This window comes from Microcoleus sp. B7-D4, assembly GCF_036705125.1.
Taxonomy (GTDB): Bacteria; Cyanobacteriota; Cyanobacteriia; order Cyanobacteriales; family Microcoleaceae; genus Microcoleus.
Genome location: NZ_JAUBTT010000027.1, coordinates 1 through 21078 on the forward strand (window position 1 = coordinate 1; position 21078 = coordinate 21078).

Consider the following 21078-nt stretch of genomic DNA (forward strand, 5'->3'; position numbering starts at 1 on the left):
GTGTTTTTACTGACAATCCCAGCTTTTTTGCGAAAACGCGCGAGCTTAAACAAAATGGTACACCGCATATTTGTCTACAAGTGTACTATTTTGTCTATTTATTCGCTACCTAGGGACTAGCTCTTAATTACAATTTTTCAGGCCCGGCTCGATCGTGTTACAATTAAGCACCATCAGAATTCCTAGCGGATTACCGTTATTAACTTACTTGTTAACTTAGTTGTTAACCGAGTTGTCAACAGATCCGACACAGCATTTCTGAGGAGATTTGTCAAGTGCAAATTTGTCAAGTGTCAAATTGTCAAGAAATATTCGATCGGCTGTATCTAATTATAACTGGCACTATACATTCCCATGATCACATCTTCCACTTCAACCCCAGTTGCGCGCAAGCCCTCTAAATCAGAAGGTCTCAAAGAACGGAGCAACTATTTACGAGAACCCGTTGCGACTGAACTGTTACAAGAAACAACCCACTTCACCGAAGAAGGGATTCAGATTCTCAAATTTCACGGCTCGTACCAGCAAGACAACCGCGACAATCGAGTTAAAGGACAAGAAAAAGACTATCAGTTCATGCTCCGCACCCGCAATCCCGGCGGGTTCACTCCGCCGCAATTATACTTAGCCTTAGACAAGCTATCTGAAGAATACGGCAACCACACGATCCGCGTCACAACGCGCCAAGGTTTCCAACTGCACGGCGTGTTGAAAAAAAATCTTAAAGCAGTGTTTTCCTCAATTATTAAAAATATGGGGTCAACCTTGGGAGCTTGCGGCGACTTGAACCGCAACATCATGGCACCTCCGGCACCATACAAAAATCGCCCAGAATACCAGTATGCGCTGCAATACGCCAACAATGTCGCCGATTTACTGACACCGCAAACCGGTGCTTATTATGAAATTTGGTTGGATGGGGAAAAGGCTGTTTCGGCGGAAGAAGACCCCGCAGTGAAAGCTGCCAGACAGTCCAACCGCAACGGCACAACATTTGACGACAAAGAAGAACCGATTTACGGCAGCCATTATATGCCGCGCAAGTTCAAGTGTTCCGTCACCGTGCCGGGAGACAATTCAATTGACTTGTACTCTCAGGATTTGAGCTTGGTGGTAATTACCAATAAAGCTGGCGAATTGCAAGGTTTTGACGTGTTTGCTGGCGGCGGTTTGGGCCGCACTCACAACAAAGAAGAGACTTTTGCGCGGGTTGCTGATGAGATTTGCTATGTAGCCAAGGATGATGTTTACGATTTGGTCAAGGCAATTGTAGCAACCCAAAGAGATTACGGCGATCGCACAGACAGACGGCACGCGCGGCTGAAGTACCTGATTAACGACAAAGGTGTACAGTGGTTCCGCGAAAAAGTAGCCGAATATTTTGGCAAGCCGCTAGAAGCGTTTAAACCCCTGCCTGAGTGGAAGTATTTTGATTTCTTGGGCTGGAACGACCAGGGAGACGGTAAACTGTTTGTCGGCATTTCCGTGGACAATGGCCGGATCAAGGATGAAGGTTCATTTCAGCTAAAAACAGCTTTGCGGGAAATTGTGCAGAAGTACAACTTGCCGGTACTGGCGACGCCGCACCAAAACGTGCTGATTTACGATATTTCGCCGGATATCAAACAGGAAATTCAGGGAATACTCGATCGATGTGGCATTCAGCGGGAAACTGCGATCGACCCCTTAGTGCGCTATGGGATGGCCTGTCCAGCAATGCCGACTTGCGGGCTGGCGATTACCGAATCGGAGCGCGTGATGCCGAGCATTTTAGAGCGGATTCGGGCACTTTTAACCAAAGTGGGCTTGGCAGACGAGCATTTGGTGGTGCGGATGACTGGTTGCCCAAATGGATGCGCCCGCCCTTATATGGCAGAATTGGGGTTTGTCGGGAGTTCCCCGGAATCCTACCAGATTTGGCTGGGCGGTTCTCCCGATCAAACGCGGCTGGCAAAACCCATTGAGGAAAAGCTGCACGTCAAGGATTTTGAAGCTTTTCTGGAGCCGATTTTTGTTTATTTCAAGCAAAAACGGCAACTGAGCGAGAGTTTTGGCAATTTTTGCGATCGCGTCGGGTTAGAATCTATCCGTCAATTTGTAACCAACTACCAATCTGCTGACTCGATGACAACTGAGATTAATGATTTAAAAGTTACGTCTAGTAACGAAGATGAAAACGAGACTGCCACTGCTGGCGGTGGCAAAGTCCGCCGCCGGATTAGCGTCCGCGATGAAATCTACAACGAGCTCAAAGAAGAAGCAGCCCGTCAGGGCAAGCCGATTACACAGCTAGCTACAGAAGCGATTTCCACTTATTTAAAGAAGATTAAGGAGGAAGGATAAGCCGATTTTCGATTCTATTCAATAGACTTCTGGCAAAAGTAATATAAAGGCAGAGCATTTGCAGAAAAAACGTGAATTTGTAAAAGAATTCCGGTTGTAGATGCTTTGCCTTTATTGTTTTTTGAAGAGTTGAAACCCCCCTGCCTATCTCCTCTCATTCTCTCTTCCTCTGCGTTCTCTGCGTTCTCTGCGGTTAAATAAAAAAATCTCTAATAGAAAACGAACAATCCCAAATTCAATGCCTCAATTACAAAGATTAGCAATTACTGTCGCTCAAATTTGCGATCGCAAAATCGACTTAACTAGAGAACAGCAGCATTATTTAAATCGAGTGCTACGTTTGCAAGCGGGCGATCGATTTATTGCAATGGACGGCCGAGGACATTGGTGGTTAGCAGTCCTAGAAGCCCAGGAAACCGGGTTATTTGCCTCGATAACAGAGGAGATTGCTGTGAACAGGGAGCTACCAGTTGAAGTGACTTTGATGGCGGCATTGCCCAAGGGAAACGGGTTTGACGAGGTTGTGAGGCAGGCGACGGAGTTGGGTGTGGCAAGTATTGTGCCGGTAACGAGCGATCGAACTTTGCTCAAACCAAGTGCTCAGAAAGTCGATCGGTGGAGGAGAATTGCTGCGGAGGCGGCGGAACAGTCGGAACGTCAATTTGTGCCGACGATTTTAGAGCCGGTTTCGTTTGATGTGGCTGTGAAAGATTGCGGTCAAAAATATCGATTTATTTGTGTGGCTCGCGGGGACAATCGGCATTTGTGGGATTGTTTGATTGGTAGTTTCGCTCCCCCCTTTGTAGGGGCGGTGCCCCCGTGCCCGCCCCCTGGGGGAGAATTATCGATTGTCATAGCTATTGGCCCGGAGGGTGGATGGACTGAGGGTGAGGTGAAAAGGGCGATCGGATGGGGTTTTGAAGCTGTTTCTTTGGGGAGTAGAATTTTAAGAGCGGTGACAGCTCCGATTGTGGCTTTATCTTTAGTTGGCGCGGCCTTTGAGAAGTGCTAATATCCACCAAGCTGATCGGAGACTTGATGGGTTTGGCGATCGCAGCTAAAATGTAAATAGATAATTATCAGAGAAGTAATATGTTACAGTCAGTAGAGGGGATATACCGAAATGGCAAAATTGAGTTATTGGAAATGCCTGCCGACATAGAAGAAGCGCAAGTTATTGTTACTTTTATGCCAAAAGTAGGGTTAGTGAACTTGCAATCTCGCGGTATCAACCAGGAACAAGCAGCAGATTTACGGGTTCGGTTGAGTAGATTTGCTCCTGATTGGGAACTACCGGAGATGGATGCTTACGATGCCTTATAGTCGCGGTGATGTGGTTTTGGTTTTGTTCCCCAGCTCGGATTTGCGTACTGCGAAACGCCGTCCAGCTTTGATAGTTCAAGCTAATAATCTGGGGACTGGTTTAGGGCAAACAATTACGGCAATGATTACTAGCAACTTAGCCCGTTCAGGACACCCAAGCCGGGTTTTTGTTTCCCTAGGAACACCGGAAGGGCAGCAAACGGGATTGCTAGCTGACTCGGTAATTATGACAGACAATCTTGTGACGCTTCTATAAGTTGAAATCGATCGCAAAATTGGTATTGTGTCGGATATGGTGGCAGTAGATGCAGCACTCAAGCACACTTTTGGAATCTGATAAAAAAAGGCGTTTTTATTCAGTAAATATAAAAAAATACTTAAATTAATCAAATCAACTCTGTCTCGTGTTAAGAGGAATTATCAGATAAATGGGTTGACGAGTCATGAAAATAGAGTTGAGGAAAGGTCGATCGCTCTTTTGGCCGATTCCCTACGGGATAGCTTCGCTTCACGCGCTTTTGGCAATTTTCGGTACAACATCAGTTTCTGCACAATCTCCGAGCTTTCCCATTGCTCAACAGATTAATTGCGATCGCCCCCAAGGGGATGCACAAGTCAGAGCTTGTATTCGGTTGAATTACGAAGCCTCCGATAAACGACTGAACGAGGTTTACAAACAACTGATTTCCCAATTGAGTGGCGAAGAGCGAGCGCTACTTTCCGAAGCACAATTAGGGTGGATTCAGTTAAGAGATAAAACCTGTGAATTTGAAGTTTATAAAAATCGTGGCGGTACCGGTTATCGAGGTTTCCTCAATGAATGTTTGGATCGCATGACTAAACAGCGCACTGCGGAATTAGAAAAGTATTAAAAAAAGAGATAGAATAGGAAGTACAGCGTACAATACCTGACAACAATAAAGAGAAACAAGTATTTATGAAAAGCCGATCGCCCTTCCCCCTCACCCTCGCCCTCATCTCAGCAATTGTAACCACCATCGTCCCAGCAGTTTTCGCCCAACGACAGCCATCAGCTAACGAAATCTACATCGATAAAAATTGTAACCGTAACCAGCAACTAGCGCAACTTGAAAGATTCACTATCTTTAGCAGAAACGAATTTACAACTAACGGTCAAAACTATTGGTTATACGCCGCCCGCTATCTAGACGGAAGCGTGCTTTTCTGTACCTCAAAACCCAACTTCAACCAACCTAAACCTCTAACAGCAAAACAAATACAATCCCAATTTATTGACAAAATAGTCCGAGACCCCAACAACAAAACAGCCTTTATCATCGCAGTCAGAAACGGAAATGGCCCTGGTGCAACAACCACAAATTACCGCTTAGATTTGAGCAATGTCGATCGCCCAAAAGTCACCTCTCTCTCTCCCTCCTAGAGCGCCGAGAAACCTTAAAAGAAGGCGAATCCCGCGAACACGCCTTCCAAGGACGGGCTGGTCAACCTATTACGATCGACCTCAAAAGCAGAGCATTCGACCACAACATAGCACTGTTGGACACCAGCGGCAAAAATATTGCCGAAAAAACAGGCAACTCCCAGAATCTCCGAGAGTCTCAACTCACCGTTAAATTGCCTAGTAACGGCACTTATAAAATAGTTGTTAAAGGAGGCGATCGCACAAGCAAAGGCACTTACACATTAAGCGTTAATTCCAATCAGCTTTAACTCAATTTAAACCAAGTGCTAAGCAAACTCAAAAACAGGTGTTTCAATCACCCTAATAGGCTTTCTCTCTTCCAAAATCATCTTTTGCAACTCTTCCACAGTTTCAGGTGAAAAAAAATGATCTCCCGTTTCCACACACACTCTAGCAGGAACATTTTCAATAATAATAAACTTACCGTTGATTTCAAGCGTGTAAGTTACCTTTTGTTCCACCATTGTTTCTTTCCAGATATCATATCTATAAATTAACATAAAAGCCAAAATTGTTAACCAGTGGCGAAACCAACCAAACATCAGCCAAGATAGAAACAACGCCATTCCCCCAATCGCCATGACAGACATCAACCAAATAGCCGTCGCCCTAGAGGGTAAAGAATACAAACAAGCTGCCCAACTCATCAAACAACTACAAAAAGAATCCCCCGAAAATCCGTGGGTACAATACTATATTGCCCGCTACTACGAACTCACCAACAATCTCGAAAAAGCCCAAACAACCTACAAACAAATACTCCGCGACATCACCAACCCCAAAATCGTCTCCCAGACCCGCCAAGCTATTCAACGGATTGAAACCGCACAACAAAACCTCCGCCAACAAGCCATAGAAACCGCCAAAAACGACCCCAGCAACCTCGAACCCGGACTCCTCATCCTCGAACCCGTGAGTCCCGAAAACAAACCCGCCGCCATTCAAAATATCAGCAGAATCTTTAAAATCGACGCCTACACAACCCGGATGCAAATCCAAAGCCGCGGCTGGAGACTCTACAAAACAGGCCCCATTGCCGAACTGCGAATTTATGGTCAAGAACTCCTCAACGCCGGCATTCCCGTATTTTGGGCAACCCTCAGCGATATTCAAAAAATCCAAATCTTCCGAGTGCAGCACTTCCAGTCTCTCTCTTCCCCAGCCGTTGTTTGCAAAGATAAACTCTCACGACTCGGTGCGATCGAATTTAGCTGGTCAGAAGTTACCCAAAGAGTAGAAGGCTTGTTGCCGATGTTCATCGAAGTCATGGACTACTCGCCCAACCGAAGAAAGGATCAATTTCGCCACAGAGAAATCCGGCAAGATTACGCTCAAATCTGTGACTTACACATTCCCAGCAGAAACTGCATTCTGCGAATTTGCGACCAAAGTTACGAATTTCAACAAGGAGTTAACTTCACCAAAGCTTCTGCAGATATCCCCACTTCACCGAACTCCAAAAACAAAACATCCAGAGTCACAAACTCTCAACAAATTCCTCAAAGTACAACCAGAATTAACTGGAATAACTTACTGGAAATATTCGATCGCCAGCTTGACGTTACAGTTTGGTCAGAATTTACGCCCTTTGCCGAGACCGTGCTCGATTACACGCAGATGTTGAGAAAGATCGAATCTCATATAGAAGTCGATCGCAAATCAGAAACTCCTTGGGACTCAGCTTTTCAGCTATACAGCGGATTAGCCTTCCTCAGAAATGAAAAAAATAGGGAATAGAACAAAGAGTTAAAATTAAAAATGAGTAATGCCATTTTTTTAATTTTTAACGCCAGCATTGGGAGTTATCCAATGCCCAATTCCCTATTATCAATTCCCAAATTCCTACTTCATTTTCACCTGACGGGCCATTTCCCGGAAATTGTTCATGCTAGGGCCGGGGGTGCGACGACTTCCATTTGGTGTCGGCATTAAATTATTAGGAGCAAAAGTCCGATTCGGTTCAGCTTGACTCGGCACTTTGCCGTTAGTTGCTGCAGCAGTCGGTACCTTCACGGGTTCCGAATTATTAGCAGGAGCGCTAGCGACTGGTTCGTTTTCTTTCTTAGACTTTTTCTCTACCTTAGCCTTCTTAGCCGGTTCGGACTTCTCAGACTTCTCAGACTTAACAGGCTCAACTTTTGTCGGTGCGATCGCAGCAGGCTCAGCCTTCGCCGGCGCAACTTTTGCTGGTTCCTTCGCTCCCGATTCGCCCAAATCTAGGAAATATTCAGACTTTTTCAAGCCCAACAGTCTGCCAAAAAAGCCGAAAATACCGCCGAAGAAATTTTTGATAAAACCAAACATTAGACTTACTCCTTTTGTTCTTTTAGAGAAATTTGTACAAGCTTGTCAACAAAGTTAGATTACGAGGTAAGGCAACCTTTGTCTACATTTATTCATCAAAATTTACATTTGGCTATATCTAAGCTAGCTCATCAAAGCAAATTTTAGGTATAAATACTCGCACTGCTTTGCACTTATTTACAAACTATCTCAGAATTTGTTAGGGATTCCCACTAATGGTCGATCGTACCTCGATCCGATTGGCTCGCTGTCCTAGTAGGGGTAAAACTCCCTAGGGGAGTGATTTATGCTGTAATCAGCAAGCAATTTTCTTTTCAAATGAACAGTTCGCTCGATCGCAATCCCGTCATCCTGATACACGGCATCTGGGACACAAAGATGATTTTCAGCAAAATGTGCGCCCGCCTCACCGAACTCGGATGGTCAGTCCACAGCCTCAACCTCACCCCCAACGACGGTAGCCTCGGCCTCGACTTACTGGCAAAGCAACTGGCAGACTACATCTCTGAAACCTTCGAGCCAGAACAATCTTTAGACATAGTAGGCTACAGCATGGGCGGCATCGTCAGCCGCTACTACGTCCAGCGACTCGGAGGAATCAACCGCGTACAGCGTTTCATCACTCTCTCTTCCCCCCACCACGGCACCCTCACCGCCTATTCCCTACGCCTACCAGGATACCTGGATATGCGCCCCGATAGTGGCTTGCTGCGCGATTTAAATCAAGATGTGACAATGCTCAAACGCATAAACTTTACATCAATGTGGACGCCATTTGACATAATGATTGTACCGGCGAACAGCTCCCAAATGCCAGTAGGTAAAGAAGTTAAAGTCAACGTTTTGCTGCACCGCCAAATGGTGACAGAGCCCCTAAGTATTAACGCATTAGTTGAAGAACTGAAAGCACCTATTGAAAATAAAATTCCCAGTTAAAAATGAATAGCAATTTTAGCCGAAACCCAGTCTTGCTAATTCACGGAATCTTCAGAAAATCGGGAATTTTTCACAAAATGTCTGCCTACCTGACCCAACTGGGATGGTCAGTCTACACCCTCAATCTCTCGCCCCATTGGGGCAACGCCAGCATAGACGAATTAGCCCAACAAATAGCAGATTATATAGACAAAACCTTTGCGCCAGAACAGCATCTAGATATAGTAGGATTGAGCATGGGCGGTTTAGTAACTCGTTACTACCTGCAAAGGTTAGGCGGCATTAACCGAGTGCAGCGCTTTATTGCCATATCTTCTCCTCACAGCGGTACTTGGATGGCTTACACTCTCTGGGGAAAAGGCTGCATCCAAATGCGTCCTGGCAGTGCTTTTTTGGAAGATTTAAATCGAGATGCGGCCTTGTTGGAAAAGCTCAATTTTACTTCAATTTGGACAGATTGGGATTTCATCATCGTACCCGCTTCTAGTTCCCAAATATCTGCTGCAAAAGAAGTAAAATTGTCTGTTTTCGCCCATGCCATGATGGCGAGGCATTCCAGCAGTTTAAAAGCGGTCGCTGAAGCACTGTCAGAACCCTTAAAGATTCATAAATAGCTGGCTGTAAAGTAAAACGCTCTGCTTTGAAAACCCCGATTTTTTTTTAGTAGGGGTTCGGTCTTCGGTATTTTCGAGTCTAGCTAAACGGATTTAAAATTTATTGATATAATCTTAATTGACACCCATAAAATCAACAATTATGATCGTCCTGCCCAAACTGGAAAAGCTGCGAGACACTCTGCCTATAGAAGGAGCAGTTCGCATTGAATTAGTGGAAGGAATACCGATTTTCCGAGCCTCTACAACAGTCAAAAATCGCATAGAAGAACTGTTGGAAAAACAACAAAATTTGCAACTCAATCCCGAAGAAGACCAAGAACTGAATCTTTACGAAGAAATCGACGATTACCTCAGTTTTGTCAATCGAACTGTCCGCAATCTTTTCTTGGGCCAGATTCAGCCTACAGTATAGAAATGTCAGATCGCCATTAAACAACTAATATCAAATCCGTTAGCCTCAGAATAATCGCTCTCTCTTCTCGAACTCTGCGTACTCTGCGTACTCTGCGGTTTAATCATTCCGAAAAATCAAACAGCATCGCCAACTTCAGCGTATTCGCTGCGGCCAAAAATTGCTTCAGCTTCGCAGTAATACTTGAACTCCAGTATATTGTGGAAAGGGTCTTCTAAGAAGAAAGTGCGGTGCTCTGTAGGCAAACCGACAAATCGCCGTCTCGGTTCTTGATAGAAATTTAACTTGTTGTGCTGGGCTTTTTCTAGCAACGCTTCCCAGTCAGCTTCGGAAGTAAAAATTAACCCAAAATGCCGGGGATAGATGCCTCGCTGAGGCGTCAAAGGTTCGCGGCTGACGTGGGCGACAATTTGATGACCGCACAAACCCATAATCGCAGAATTAGGCGATTCGCGGCCTAGTTCGCAGCCGAGCCCGTCTACATAGAACGCTTTTGTTTGGGCAATATCGGTCACGGGGAAGGCAAGATGAAATAAGACTTGGTTCATGGAGGTAGTAAATGCAGAATTCAGAATTGTTCTTTAATTATTTATCTTGGTCTAATCCTTGGTTGGTGGCGATCGCCCTAAATACAGTTTTAATCGCGATCGCCACCATTGCTCCTAAAAAATTGCTCACTCCCGCTGGCCAATTTCACGGCTGGGTATTGGGCATCCTCATCTGGGGCTGTTTGGGATGGCAAGGCTATGCTGTGGTGATGTTTTACTTTCTTGTCGGATCGGGAGTTACCCGCATCGGCAAAGCCCAAAAAGAAGCAGAAGGCATAGCCGAAAAGCGTTCAGGCGCCAGAGGCCCCGAAAATGTCTGGGGTTCGGCTTTAACCGCTACTTTTTGTGCTCTGGGAGTTTTGGCATTATCTATTTTAGCAGAGACAGGCAAAATGTCTGTTTTAGGAGAGACAGCAAAGATGGCTGTTTTAGGAGAGACAGGCAAGATGCCTGTGCCACAAGATGCTATTTCTCTGTTATTGCTGGGTTACGCGGCGAGTTTTTGCACCAAACTTTCCGATACCTGCGCCAGCGAAATCGGCAAAGCTTACGGAAAGCGGACTTTTTTGATTACTAGCTTGCAGCCTGTACCTAGGGGTACGGAAGGGGCCGTAAGTTTGGAAGGAACGATCGCGGGTATTGTCGGCTCAATTCTAATCGCGCTTTTGAGTTGGGCCGTCGGTTTAATTGACTTGACAGGAATTGTTTTTTGTATTATTGCAGCTTTTATTGCCACGAACATCGAGAGTGTGATTGGGGCGACGGTGCAATCAAAGTTTGAGTGGCTGACCAACGAGGTAGTAAATTTTTTCAATACACTCATAGGAGCGATCGCAGCGATTATTTTAGCTGCGACATGGAGAGCTTTTTTAACTTAGTTAATCCTGGACGCATTCGCGACCCAATCAACCTGGTTTTTTACGATAATTCAAACGATTAATATTATGTCCGGTCGATTACCCCTAAGCTGTTGTGCATTTAAATTGAATGTCAAAAAATAATCAAGCGTCTTGTGGGGTGGGCGTCTCGCCCGCCCTGAATATGCAATTTAAATGCGTGACAGCTTAATACGGTAGGGGCGGGTTCACGAAAAATATCTGCCAATAATTGACAATCTCAAAAACCCGCCCTTTTAATCGCCGTCACTCGATCGGACATGATATAACGCAGTATTTTGGGAAAAAAAGCCGGTTGCGCCGTCCAGGGCTATTAGCTATTAATCATTAGTCATTAGTCTCAAGCAATCAACTCCTGACTAATGATTAATAGTTAATCCAACTAAGCGTCGTCTTGCGGCCCAAAAACCATTTGTAAAATCATCGTCGGTTCGCCCCGCTTGTGATAGCGATCGGCCCAATTGCGAATAATTTCATCTAATTCCTCAAGAGCTTGGTCGAGCCGTTCCGGCGGAATATCCAAAGTCTCCATAATTCGCATCACCTTCGGTTGTTTTTCCGCCCAATCCTTCATCAGCCGGAAATATCTAGCCGTATCCTCAACCATAGTAAATGTCCGCTCTTCCTGCTCTGCGGGAGAGTAAGTAGCGCGGGTGAGGGCATAAAACGGCATTCCCCAAGGAGAATCAATGCGAGTTACTGTCCCAGAATAGATCAAGCGCCGCTTAATGTGTTCTGCTAGAGCTTCGCTCAAAGGCATTCGCCTTTCTGGAGACATATCTTCTTGCGATCGCCTGTGCAGAAACTCGATCAACTCCATAAACTGAAAAGAATTGATCAGTTGAGCGTCTGGCGGATTCGGAGGAATCTTGCCTTCGAGATATTTTTTTTCATCAACAGTCAAATTGTTTCCCGGAATACGAGGGCGTCCCGGCATCCAACCATACTGTTCCAGCCAGACATAAGGAAACTGAATCAAATATCTAGGTTCTTGCGAACCCAACATTTTCAGCAATTTTCCCTGAGTCAGAGCTTCCCGGACTTCTTCAACTATCACCTTCACCCGTTTAGGCTCAATGTGATGCAAATGTCCGGTCATCCGCAGGTTGTTGTCCTGCTCCATATAAGTCATATAAATGGCACACTTAGCCGCCGTTGCGGCCGCGTCTAGAAACGCCCCGTGCCTGTGCCCACTGGTTCTCATGGCGCTAAACGCCAGATATAGCATGATCTGATCCATTGCACTAGGGCTGAGGCTTTTGACCAGATCTAAAGAGTCATTTTTCATCACTATCCCCGAAATAGCCAAATTAGGAGGCATTTTGTCATCCTCCATTAAATTATTGCGAGAGCGCCGAATCAAGCATAGCCGACTGTCGCCGGAAAGCTTGCCAGCTACCCTAATATTCAGGTTAGTTAATTTCCCTGAGGTAACAGGGGCATGGGCTTAAAGGCTATCCACACCGCATAAGTGGTTCTTATTGGTGGCCAATTTAAGTAGATTGCTGCACCCTCTGCGCTGACAGTTTACCTATATATAAGTTAGTTATCGCAAGTTAATTATAGTGCAGCGGTTGAAAATTAAACCCTACCTGTGGGGGGGAGAAGGTAAATAACTGTTGCGATGCCAAGAATTTCAGGCGACTCCGATCCCCTAATTCTTGAATAGTCATGGATGCCCAAACCCGGTTCGATCGACTAAAATAAGGCTGTTGCATAATTGCGGGAAGATTTTGATGGTTTTGTGGGATGGGATCTCGTAGCCCGTCCGCTGTATTTTCACAGCAGGCGGGACACCCCACAAGAATCCTCCTCAAATTGTACAACCCCAAAATAAGGGTGGAGCGCGAGAGATATCGTTTGAAAAACCCAGATGATCAGAGGCCTGTGGTTAGTTACTGTGTAATTGAAGCCTTTTCAATACAAAACCGCCACAGACTAGAATCTATCTCTAGGTAGATGGCGGTTTCCCGTTTATATGCTAACATTTTTCAAACAAAAAAGAATCTCCTCAGAACTGTCCACAAAAAGTGCAATTGTCGCTTAACCTGAAACACTAGAATTTTAGAAAATCCGATCGCGCGATCGAATGAACGGCCCGAAGCAACTCAGTTGTGGTCATCACTTGCGTCCAGTGTCATTAGAAATCTTGTAGCGGATGAGTGTAAACTGTAGGCTCAGTAAAATTTCTGCGTCTGCCCCTCTCAGCAGGGCGGTTGCCGCTTTGTTGAGTTTGGACTGACAACATATATTGGGCGGTGGCAGTTTCGACAATGGGGAGTGGAGATTCAAAAGCTTGAGCGGCGCTGGCACTCAAGGTAATGCCCAACAGGCTCAGTAAAGCAATTGCTGTGTAGGTTTTCATGGGTAGTATTTGTATCAGTATCTATTTAGAGATACGACATTACCCAGGCTGATCAGGATTAATTTCCCTGAAATTATCAAACTATAGAATCAGGAATCAGGAATCAGAAGGAAGAATCAGAAGGAAAAAGGAAGAAGGAATCAGGCTTAAGTTAAGCTATCTCGCATTTAAATTGTCTCCTAAAATCCTTGTATAAAAAGCGGAAAATTATCTTTCCCTCTCCCTTTCTCACCCTCTACCCCTCCCGAAGCAACAGACACTTTAGATGCGTAGCATCTGATCTATGAGAGCTGTCAGAAGTCGATGTAAAATGGAATAAATAAAATCTCTGGGTTCAGTAATAAAAAAAAAATCCTAATTGCACTACCCCGAAAGTTGCAATAATATACAAAACCGCCAAATACGAAATTCAATCTCTCGATAGATGGCGGTTTAAGGTTTATATGCTATCATCACTCACATAAAAGAAGAGCCTAATGACTGTAAACAAGAAATGCAGTGGCCTTGGAAACCTGAAAAACTAGCCTCCCAGGAAATCAGATTGAGCGCTCGACACGGGCGGCAGAAACTAACTCAATAACGGAAATCGCTTTCGTCCAATGTCATTAAAATGCTTGTAGTTGATGAGTGTAAAGATTAGGTTCACTGAACTCTCGGCGTCCGCTGCCTCTTTCAGGAGAACGATCGCCCCTTTGTTCGGTTTGGGCGGATAAAATGTATGAAGCGGTGGCAACTTCCAGCAGTCCGACGAGGGATTCAAAGGCTCGAACGACAGTGGCGCTCAAAGTAACGCCCAAAAGACTCTGTAAAGCAATTGGTGTGTAAGTTTGCATGGGGTTAGTATCCGTGTCATTGTCTATTAACTGATACGGACTCTCCCCGATCGATCAGGATAAATTTCTGTGAATTTTCGGATCTCTGCAAAAAACCCTACCTCTTCAATTCTACTGAGCCCGCCAGCAGCCAAGCACCTGCCGCATTCAGCCTACCCCATACAGTCAGAGGCTTTTCGGTTTCGCAATTGTGTAAAAATCTGTCGGTTTCCGAGTCCAAAGTCACAAGTTGCCAAGTTTGACCGGCTAAGGATGCAGGGCTTGTCAGCGTTAGTGTCCAGTCTTGTTCGCCGAGGCGACGGAAAATGCCCGAAAATTGGCTGTGGGTATTTGCTGTTTGACTGCTTTGTTTCTCTACTGACTCCTGACATTCGCCGCTGGCGGGATATGCTTGGGGTCGATCGAGATAATAGCGTTGCCAGTCGAGCCAGTCCGATCGATCCCGTGTCAAATTAAATAAAGGAATAACCGCCGCACTCGCCTCGGAATCTTGCAGCAAAGCTTCTTGCAAAACTCTCACCGGCAACTCCCGCGGCTGACATCCAGATTCCGCGCACAAAGCCGCCGCCATCCCCGCCGCCTGTCCAATATTCATTACCGTCGGTTGCAAGCGAGTTGCACCGTTGGCGATGTGAGAGACGGAAATATTTTTTTCGCAGACTAGCAAACCGTCTGTACTGGCAGGAATTAGCGCGCTGTAAGGAATGGTAAACGGAGTTCCCGTCCAGCGGCCGCCCCAGCGGATCGATTTTGGCTGCAAGGGAATGTCGCCACTGGTGTAGTGGTGATCATTGGCGTAGTTGCCGATCGCAATTGTTTCACAAATGCCCTCAGAATTTATCGGCAACTTCGCGACTCTGCCACCGACAATCGGCAAAATATCTTGTTCTGTGACTGTACTTATCCCTCGCAAGCGCCGACTTTCTCGGTAGTAAGGATGTAAGGCAAAGGAAGAAAGAAGGGAAGAATTTTGTTGATTGTCGATCGTTGAAATCGGGAAAATATTCTGTGCAAGGCCGTAGCGGGGGCCGAGTTGCGTTTGAATGAAACGGGCGAAACTTTGACTGTGCCACCGACTTTCTTGCAGGAATTCTTGTCGAGATGTTTCTGATTTAATGAGTCGATCGACTCCTTCACCATAATCATTACCTCGAATCGGCCAATTAATCATCAACAATCCCCCTGGCAGCCTGCCGTAATTGAGAAATTGTTCGGGAGTGTAACCGTCCCAAGCACCGATAAATCGATCGAGATTGTCTACAGGTGGCGCGGGAATTTCTGGCGCCACCGCACCTAAGCCAAAATCCTGCATAATTGCCACCCAAGTCGGAGCTTGCACCGAATAACGCTCTGTGAGAGCATTAGAGGCAGCCGGCGCGCTGGGTTCTCCCCACTCGGCTTGGAATTCCCAACCCCAGCGGTGCCCAACATCCGCTAAAGCCAGCAAATCTCCCAATTCCGTTGCATCCAAAGTGATTTTGGCCGAAACCGTAAAATCTGCAAACCGAACGCCAGAAATGCGAGATTCTCCCCATAGCACATCGTGAGCTTTTTGTCCACAAATCCACTGTAAGTTCGGCAAACATTTAACCCAATCAGCGAAAATTTCAGCACCGATGCGGGGATCGTAAGTAAAAAAACTTACCCAGCCCCAATCCAAACCTCCCGGCTGTCGCTGCTGGAGTTCCCGCAAAAACGCGCCCCACAAACCAGTTTGAAAAGCTGCTAATTCATTGCCATCGGGGGCCGAAACGCCAGCCGAAGTCAGCATTCCTCCCAGCCAGGGGAATTCGCTTACTAAAATAGTTTTGGCACCTCGGCGGGCTGCTTGCACAGCAGCAGCGGTGCCGCCGGTGCCGCCACCGACTACCAAAACATCTGCTTTCAAAACGGAAGACATAGGCAATACCATTTGAGATTTTAGGTTGATGGCGAAAGGCTCAGTCAGGTGAGCCGTGCCGTTAACCCTGTAGATAGATGTTCGGCGTTTGTCATTTTGGCATAATGTAAGCTAAGGTGTTCCGTGCGTACCCTGCAGATAGATGTTCGGCGTGGGCGATCGCGAATTGAATTTTACTGTCTAAAGACTTGACAAATAATCAATCGGGAATTATGCAGCGAGTGCACAATTTTGTTACTAAATGACCGCAGGAGCGATGGCAAATTTTGATTTCTCATTTTTGGCGCGTAAATATTGCCAATATGACACCGCGAGTAACGATAATAGAAAAAAGGGAACAGCATCTATAAAGTTTTACGTCTTAATAATTTCCCAGTTACTAATTAACGGCTGAAAATGGAAAAAGGTTTTATCCTCTGGTTCACCGGGCTGAGCGGTTCCGGCAAGACAACTATCACCAAAGCCCTCGAACCCGAATTGAAGGCAAGAGGTTGCAAAGTTGAAATATTAGATGGAGATGTCGTTCGCACCAACTTGTCAAAAGGTTTGGGATTTAGCCAAGAAGACAGAGATACTAATATTCGGCGGATTGGATTTGTAGCTCACCTGCTGAGCCGCAATGGAGTAGCCGTAATGACCGCAGCTATTAGCCCCTACAGAGCAATTCGCGACGAAATTAGAGCAATGGAGCCCAATTTTGTTGAAGTATATATCACAGCGCCGTTAGAAGTGTGCGAAGATCGCGATGTCAAGGGGCTATACGCTAAGGCCAGAGCAGGAGAAATTAAGGGTTTTACGGGAATTGACGATCCTTATGAAGAACCGCTTAATCCTGAGATTATTTGTTACACAGAGCGAGAAACTGTGGAAGAGAGTGTTAAAAAAGTTCTGACCAAGTTAGAACAGTTGGGTTACATTTGATGTTGGCGGGGTTGGATGAGGATAGGGGCAAAAAGCGATGGTGGTGAAAAGTTATTCGCACGGCGTGCAACTTGAGAAAAAATCTCACCCTTGTGTCCCCTTCGCAGATAGGGAGGGTGAAGAATTTCTCCCATTTCCTGCAAGGAAAGGGGCCCAGGCAGAGGTTTCCAGCAAAAGCTGCAAGCTAAGTTATTGGGCAAGCAATGCTGTCAAAAGTTTAATGATTCAAAGTTTAACAGTGTCAGTGCTGGTGGCGGTGGGTTCATCTCCTGCGGCTGCCCAGTTGATGCCTCCTCCTCCTCCTCCTCCTGCTGATGCGGGTTCTCCTGTTCCTGTACCAGTACCGGCAGTGCCGGGATTGCCGGGATTGCCGGCAAGTGAACCTTCAAGTGTACGATCGGAAGTTTACACTTTGGGAGCGGGCGATCGTATTCAAATGGACATATTCAACGTCCCGGAATACAGCGGCCCCAACGGTCAACACCAAGTACAGGCAGACGGTTCCCTGAATTTGCCGTTAATTGGCAGCGTTTCGGTGTACGGTATGACCCTAGAACAAGCTTCTAATGTTGTTAAAGACAAATACGGCAAATACCTTAAACGTCCTTGGATTACCCTGAAACTGCTGGCGGCACGTCCTTTGCAAATTGCGATCGCGGGCGAAATTAACCGCCCCGGAGCCTATACAATATCCTCAGCAGCAGGTCCCGGAGGCACAGCAGAGCAAATGGGAACTCAAATGCCCACAATATCGCGGGCTCTGCGAATGGCCGGCGGAATTACCCAGTCAGCAGACGTGCGGCAAATCAAAATCCGCCGCCCCCAGCGCAACGCAGCGGAACAAATTATTAGTGTGGATTTGTGGGAATTATTGCAAAACGGCGATTTGCGGGCCGATATGACTTTGCGCGACGGCGATACTATATTTATTCCCACTGTAACTAGCCTCAACCGCCAAGAAGCACCGACTTTAGCAGTAGCTAACATTACCGGACAAAGCACTCAACCAATTAATATTGCTGTGGTAGGCGAAGTAACTCGCCCCGGTACTTATACTTTGGCAAAAGAGGCTCAAAGTAGGGTACAAGAGAATGAAATGGGTGAAAATTCTGGTTTGTTTGCTGCTAGCGAAACCAACGGCGGGGAAAATGTTTTGCAGCAAACTGTAACGAGGGCAATTAAAATGGCGGGCGGCATTACGCCGGTAGCTGATATCAGACAAATACAAGTTCGCCGCCTGACGCGGGCGGGTACCGAACAAATTATTAATGTGAATTTGTGGCAACTTTTGGAAGGGGGAGATGTATCCCAAGATTTAGCGCTGCAACAGGGAGATACGGTAATCGTTCCCAAAGCCGAAAATCTCGATGCAACCCAAGACGAACAAGTTGCTAATTCTAATTTTTCACCGGATACGATTAGGGTGAACATTGTAGGAGAAGTCGTGAAACCGGGAGCGATTGCGGTGCTGCCCAACACTACTTTAAATCAAGCGCTGGTAGCAGCGGGAGGTTTTAATAAAGCGCGGGCAGAAATGGATTCGGTGAATTTAATTCGCCTCAATCCTAACGGCACTGTTTCGCAGCTAAATGTTAAGGTGGATTTTTCCGCAACTGCCAATGAAGAAACTAATCCCAAACTGCAAAATAATGATGTAATTATGGTAAGGCGATCGGGTCGCGCTACGTTCTCGGATAATGTAGGCGGGACTCTCGCTCCTCTCAGCCCCCTGTTAGGAATATTTCGATTGTTCGATATTTTTCGGTGAGTTGAATAGACTGGCATTAAGACCTCAGAAACCCGCTTTCTATAAAAAATTGCGGTTTGGTAATGAAATATCTAGGAATCAACCGATTTCCTGAAACTCCGCTACCAATACAGACGTTTAAACTAATAAGTTGTAGAAATCCAATGAAACCAGGGAAACAATCACAAGTAGCACTGTTTAATCATAGAAAAGCCGCCGATCTGCAAAAAATGTCTTCGGGGCTTTATGAAGAAGATCAATTTTTAGGCAGAAACAAAACCGAGGCAGAAGAGTTAAGTTTTTGGGAAGTTTGCCGCAGTCGCTCCATTTTAGTCATCGGGGTAGCAGCGGCAGTAACTACCGGAGTTTTCGCCTGGACACTGAATCAAAAAAGCGAGTACGAAGGGCGCTTTCAATTATTAGTAGAACCAGCGGTTACGCAAAATACTTTAGCAAAAATCTACTCCGGTGAGCTGAAACTGCAACCAGCGGCCCCCGCGACCCAAGAAAAGGGCGGTTTTGACTACGAATCCCAAATTCAAGTTTTGCAAAGCCCGCAAGTAATGTCGCCGATTATTAAACAGTTGCAGGCTAAGTATCCCGAAATAAATTACAACTACCTCTTGAACCAAAAAGCCGATAATTTGCCGTTTTCTCAGGAAAGTAGGTTGTCAATTAATCGATTCAAAAATACCAAAATTATCGAAGTTAGATATCGGGATTATGACCCGAAAAAAATTCAGTTTGTTTTGGAAAAAGTGGCGCTAGGCTACCGCAACTACAGCGTGCAAGATACCACAACTCAAATTAGTCAGACTCTGGATTTTGTGAAATCGCAAATTCCCAACCAGCGAAAGCGCCAACAAGCTCTGCAAACAGAAATTCAAAAGTTGCGGCAGCAGTACAATTTCATCGACCCGCAAATTCAAACCCAACAACTCGCGCAGCAAATCAGTGAACTTCAAACGCAAAGATTGGAAGCGCAATCGCAGCTCAATCAGCAGAGATTGCTCTATTCCAATCTGCAAAATCAGCTCGGATTAAACCAGAAGCAAGCGCTGATGGCCTCGGCTCTGAGTCAAGCTCCCCGCTATCAAGCGATGCTGACTCAATTGCAGCAATTAGAAGGGCAAATTGCGATTAACTCGGCTACGTTTACAGACGAAACTCCGCAAATGCAATTGTTGCGAGAACAGCGCAAGAACCTGATTCCTTTGTTGAAGAAAGAAGCCCAACAGGTTCTGGGAACTGATTTGGCTAAGGTAAATTCGCAAGTGCTGGCTTTTCAAGATCCGGTGCGGATTAAGTTAATCGAGCAGTTTATTGGTACTGCTAATTTAATTCAGGTGCTGGGCGTGCGGAATCAAGTTTTGGAACAAGCTGCTAAGCAGTTGAATCAATACTCTCAAGGATTACCAGTGATTTTGCGGCGCTATTCGGATTTGCAGCGCGAGTTGGATTTAACTAACAATACGCTGAATGGTTTGCTGGCAAAACAGCAAGCTTTGCAGCTTGAAGCTGTGGGTAAAAAAGAGGTGGCTTGGGAAGTTATTGCTAAGCCGGAAATTCCGCGCTACAAAAATGGCGAGTTGATGGCTGTTGCTCCGATTATGCCTTTGAATTTGGCTTTGGGGGGATTGGCTGGTTTGCTGTTTGGTATGCTGACGGCGCAGTTGGCGGAACGGTTTAAAAATAAAACGGTGTTCCAAACTCCAGAGGATGTCAAAGAGTCGATTCGCCTGCCTTTGTTGGGGGTAATTCCTGCTAGCGATAAAATTTTGAGACTTCCTCCTGCTGAGACAAGCCCGGTGGATGTGGCAATTTCGCCGATGCCGACGGATGCTTTTCAAGAAGCTTTTCGCTCGCTCAATGCGAATATTCGCTTACTAAACGTTGAAACTCCGATCAATTCTTGTGTAATTACTTCTTGTCAAGTAGGTGATGGCAAGTCTACGGTAGCAGTAAATCTGGCGCGGGCGGCGGCTGCAATGGGGCAGCAAGTGCTGTTGGTGGATGGGGATTTACGGCGCCCGCAGGTACACGAAATGCTGGGTTTACCGAATTGGCAAGGCCTGCACAATGTGATTGCTGATGATGTGGATGTGCAAAAGGTGATTTTGCGATCGCCCCGCGATGAAAATTTGTTTGTGTTAACTTCCGGCCCGGTTCCTCTCGATCCTACAAAGGTGCTTTCTTCCCGAAAAATGCAGCATTTAATGGCCGCTTTGTCAAGTCATTTTGACTTAGTTATTTACGATACTGCGCCGCTTTTAGGTTTGGCGGATGCGAATTTGTTGGCGGCTCACACTAACGGATTGATGCTGGTAGTAGGGCTGCATCAAACTCAGCGGGAGGCGCTGGTGTTGGCTTTTGAAGATTTAAAAATGGCGGGAATTCCGCTGTTGGGAATGGTGGCGAATAACGATAAAGGCAGCAGGTATTACTATCAGTCTTACGTGCAGGATTACGTCCAGGAACAGTCTGTTTGA

General features: G+C 46.0%; 22 protein-coding genes. 15 read left to right on the forward strand and 7 right to left on the reverse strand.

From position 1 onward, the window contains the following. Nucleotides 1-354: 354 nt before the first annotated feature. The 7 genes from sir to QUB12_RS13015 all read left to right on the forward strand — a co-directional run bounded on the left by sir (nucleotide 355) and on the right by QUB12_RS13015 (nucleotide 5358). A complete protein-coding gene (gene sir / locus QUB12_RS12985; RefSeq protein ID WP_333147868.1) occupies nucleotides 355-2343 on the forward strand; it encodes a sulfite reductase, ferredoxin dependent in 1989 nt (662 codons plus the stop codon). 238 nt (nucleotides 2344-2581) lie between these two features. Then, nucleotides 2582-3355: a 16S rRNA (uracil(1498)-N(3))-methyltransferase gene (locus tag QUB12_RS12990; protein ID WP_333147871.1), complete on the forward strand. Its 774-nt coding sequence runs from the start codon at nucleotides 2582-2584 to the stop codon at nucleotides 3353-3355. Between the two features lie 80 nt (nucleotides 3356-3435). Then, complete coding sequence (locus QUB12_RS12995; RefSeq protein WP_333147873.1) at nucleotides 3436-3666, forward strand: hypothetical protein; 231 nt, start codon at nucleotides 3436-3438, stop codon at nucleotides 3664-3666. Beyond that, nucleotides 3656-3922 (forward strand): type II toxin-antitoxin system PemK/MazF family toxin, encoded by a 267-nt coding sequence (locus QUB12_RS13000; RefSeq protein WP_333147875.1) that lies wholly within the window; start codon nucleotides 3656-3658, stop codon nucleotides 3920-3922. The genes QUB12_RS12995 and QUB12_RS13000 overlap by 11 nt, the downstream gene beginning before the upstream one ends. 187 nt (nucleotides 3923-4109) lie before the next feature. Beyond that, nucleotides 4110-4538 carry a lysozyme inhibitor LprI family protein gene (locus tag QUB12_RS13005; RefSeq protein ID WP_333147877.1) on the forward strand — a complete coding sequence of 143 codons (429 nt, stop codon included), beginning with the start codon at nucleotides 4110-4112 and terminating at the stop codon, nucleotides 4536-4538. Between the two features lie 65 nt (nucleotides 4539-4603). Continuing rightward, nucleotides 4604-5068 (forward strand): hypothetical protein, encoded by a 465-nt coding sequence (locus QUB12_RS13010; RefSeq protein ID WP_333147879.1) that lies wholly within the window; start codon nucleotides 4604-4606, stop codon nucleotides 5066-5068. A gap of 116 nt (nucleotides 5069-5184) precedes the next feature. Continuing rightward, entirely contained in the window at nucleotides 5185-5358 is a 174-nt protein-coding gene (locus QUB12_RS13015) for a hypothetical protein (protein WP_333147881.1), read from the forward strand. Nucleotides 5359-5376: 18 nt separating this feature from the next. Here the strand turns inward: QUB12_RS13015 and QUB12_RS13020 are convergent, their stop codons facing one another. After that, nucleotides 5377-5700 carry a YgiT-type zinc finger protein gene (locus QUB12_RS13020; RefSeq protein ID WP_333147883.1) on the reverse strand — a complete coding sequence of 108 codons (324 nt, stop codon included), beginning with the start codon at nucleotides 5698-5700 and terminating at the stop codon, nucleotides 5377-5379. Here QUB12_RS13020 and QUB12_RS13025 point away from each other — a divergent pair. Then, nucleotides 5690-6847 (forward strand): tetratricopeptide repeat protein, encoded by a 1158-nt coding sequence (locus tag QUB12_RS13025; RefSeq protein ID WP_333147885.1) that lies wholly within the window; start codon nucleotides 5690-5692, stop codon nucleotides 6845-6847. The two genes, QUB12_RS13020 and QUB12_RS13025, sit on opposite strands and share 11 nt — an antisense overlap. 105 nt (nucleotides 6848-6952) lie before the next feature. Here the strand turns inward: QUB12_RS13025 and QUB12_RS13030 are convergent, their stop codons facing one another. Beyond that, complete coding sequence (locus tag QUB12_RS13030; protein WP_333147887.1) at nucleotides 6953-7414, reverse strand: hypothetical protein; 462 nt, start codon at nucleotides 7412-7414, stop codon at nucleotides 6953-6955. 318 nt (nucleotides 7415-7732) lie between these two features. Between QUB12_RS13030 and QUB12_RS13035 the strand changes: the two genes are divergently transcribed. From QUB12_RS13035 to QUB12_RS13045, 3 genes are all read left to right on the forward strand, one after another. After that, entirely contained in the window at nucleotides 7733-8350 is a 618-nt protein-coding gene (locus QUB12_RS13035) for an alpha/beta fold hydrolase (protein ID WP_333307061.1), read from the forward strand. 2 nt (nucleotides 8351-8352) lie between these two features. After that, nucleotides 8353-8964 (forward strand): alpha/beta fold hydrolase, encoded by a 612-nt coding sequence (locus tag QUB12_RS13040; protein ID WP_333307063.1) that lies wholly within the window; start codon nucleotides 8353-8355, stop codon nucleotides 8962-8964. A gap of 142 nt (nucleotides 8965-9106) precedes the next feature. Continuing rightward, nucleotides 9107-9379, forward strand: a complete 273-nt coding sequence (locus QUB12_RS13045) for a hypothetical protein (RefSeq protein WP_333044472.1) — start codon at nucleotides 9107-9109, stop codon at nucleotides 9377-9379. A 116-nt stretch (nucleotides 9380-9495) separates the two neighbouring features. Here QUB12_RS13045 and QUB12_RS13050 read toward each other — a convergent pair whose 3' ends face one another. Beyond that, complete coding sequence (locus QUB12_RS13050; protein ID WP_333307065.1) at nucleotides 9496-9927, reverse strand: VOC family protein; 432 nt, start codon at nucleotides 9925-9927, stop codon at nucleotides 9496-9498. An 11-nt stretch (nucleotides 9928-9938) separates the two neighbouring features. Between QUB12_RS13050 and QUB12_RS13055 the strand changes: the two genes are divergently transcribed. Continuing rightward, a complete protein-coding gene (locus tag QUB12_RS13055; RefSeq protein ID WP_333307067.1) occupies nucleotides 9939-10805 on the forward strand; it encodes a DUF92 domain-containing protein in 867 nt (288 codons plus the stop codon). A gap of 400 nt (nucleotides 10806-11205) precedes the next feature. On the opposite strand, the gene hetR is transcribed toward QUB12_RS13055, so the two are convergent. The 4 genes from hetR to QUB12_RS13075 all read right to left on the reverse strand — a co-directional run bounded on the left by hetR (nucleotide 11206) and on the right by QUB12_RS13075 (nucleotide 15921). Continuing rightward, a complete protein-coding gene (gene hetR / locus QUB12_RS13060) occupies nucleotides 11206-12111 on the reverse strand; it encodes a heterocyst differentiation master regulator HetR (protein ID WP_333034952.1) in 906 nt (301 codons plus the stop codon). Nucleotides 12112-12963: 852 nt separating this feature from the next. Further along, a complete protein-coding gene (locus QUB12_RS13065; RefSeq protein ID WP_333142682.1) occupies nucleotides 12964-13188 on the reverse strand; it encodes a hypothetical protein in 225 nt (74 codons plus the stop codon). A gap of 605 nt (nucleotides 13189-13793) precedes the next feature. Continuing rightward, entirely contained in the window at nucleotides 13794-14021 is a 228-nt protein-coding gene (gene patX, locus QUB12_RS13070; protein WP_333142683.1) for a heterocyst-inhibiting protein PatX, read from the reverse strand. Between the two features lie 97 nt (nucleotides 14022-14118). Then, nucleotides 14119-15921 carry an FAD-dependent oxidoreductase gene (locus QUB12_RS13075; protein ID WP_333307071.1) on the reverse strand — a complete coding sequence of 601 codons (1803 nt, stop codon included), beginning with the start codon at nucleotides 15919-15921 and terminating at the stop codon, nucleotides 14119-14121. Between the two features lie 396 nt (nucleotides 15922-16317). Between QUB12_RS13075 and cysC the strand changes: the two genes are divergently transcribed. The 3 genes from cysC (at nucleotide 16318) to QUB12_RS13090 (ending at nucleotide 21078) form a co-directional block, all read left to right on the forward strand. After that, nucleotides 16318-16842, forward strand: coding sequence for an adenylyl-sulfate kinase (gene cysC / locus QUB12_RS13080; protein WP_333142685.1), 525 nt, complete (start codon nucleotides 16318-16320; stop codon nucleotides 16840-16842). A 37-nt stretch (nucleotides 16843-16879) separates the two neighbouring features. After that, entirely contained in the window at nucleotides 16880-18610 is a 1731-nt protein-coding gene (locus tag QUB12_RS13085) for an SLBB domain-containing protein (RefSeq protein ID WP_333307073.1), read from the forward strand. Between the two features lie 143 nt (nucleotides 18611-18753). After that, nucleotides 18754-21078 (forward strand): polysaccharide biosynthesis tyrosine autokinase, encoded by a 2325-nt coding sequence (locus tag QUB12_RS13090; protein ID WP_333307075.1) that lies wholly within the window; start codon nucleotides 18754-18756, stop codon nucleotides 21076-21078.